The sequence below is a fragment of the Hyphomonas sp. UBA3601 genome (genome assembly GCF_002375605.1).
Classification (GTDB): Bacteria; Pseudomonadota; Alphaproteobacteria; order Caulobacterales; family Hyphomonadaceae; genus Hyphomonas.
Genome location: NZ_DFME01000059.1, coordinates 23,800 through 24,864, shown reverse-complemented (window position 1 = coordinate 24,864; position 1,065 = coordinate 23,800). Strand labels below are relative to the sequence as shown.

The following is a 1,065-nucleotide window of genomic DNA, read 5'->3' as shown; positions in this document are numbered from 1 at the left end:
GAAGCGGCGCGGCTTGCGCTCGTGAATTGCCTGCTCCGGTCTATGCTGGGCAGATTGGATATCTGCCGCAAGAGCGGTCTAATGACGGCCTAATATGTAGTGCTTCAGCCTGTCTCGTAGCCTTGTTTCTTCTGATAGCCTTACCAACTTGATTGTAGCTAACCAATTTAAGTGGCTACCATCAAAGAAAATTGGAATTCCGTCTTCATAGATATCACAGGATTCGAAATCGCCATTCCCACAAAGCAACTTACGCTGGTCTACGTAGAAAAACTCTAAGTCCGGCCAATTGGAGCGGATTTCATCTTCTTCGTTGGGGGAGTAGTACTCCACCAAGTCGTTGTTTGAACACGCCCTAAGATCTTTCTTCTGATTAACCAGATCTATGCAACGATAGTCTCCTATACTGACGAGACTGCCGATCACTACAACTCTGAGCTGAGGGTTGTTTTTTTGTAGTTGAGCAGCGTAGTCCAAATATATTTTCCCCCAGTCATTTGGACGAAGTGCGCTGACGACAACTACGTCGTAGTCAGACGCGATAGCTTGTTGATCTGCAAGTTGTGCCACTATCCATTTGCACTCAGATACACTGGAGCGGAATGGCAGGTCCTTCAGTTTATGAAAGTTGCATCTGATAATTTTCCCGTCCTCGTCAATGCCGCGAGAATGAGTGGAGGCGTAGGTGATTCCGAATTCGGATGCGCGGAACTCCTCGCTGAAAACATTCCTTATGTAGGAATAGCCAGCGCGCTCGTGAGAGTTGCCAATGGTTAGTATCTGAATAGGTGCTCTATCATTGCAAAGCCATTCTCCATCTACCTGTCTGAAAGAGACCATATCTTCATCCCATATGCACGGGTGTGGGTACAATCTCTGCATAGCCGAACGATTGACGGTGTTTGCGTTCAATGGAGTCCATTTTTCATTATTGTCCACCGCGAAATTGTCGTTCTGTACTGAGTGTTGTGCTTCTTCTCCAATTTCCGAAGGGGTCTCCAGAAGGGCGAGATTTGAGGCACTTGCTGCACCGCGATAGAGGCTCGCGCTGGGAAGCATCAATAT

Annotated in this window: 1 protein-coding gene; it reads right to left on the bottom strand. The window is 47.5% G+C overall.

Annotation, left to right across the window (positions count from 1 at the left end; translation table 11 throughout):
• Positions 1–78: 78 nt before the first annotated feature.
• Positions 79–1,065, bottom strand: a 987-nt coding sequence (locus B4F73_RS06640) for an SGNH hydrolase domain-containing protein (RefSeq protein ID WP_290482806.1), incomplete at its 5' end; no start/stop codon positions are given.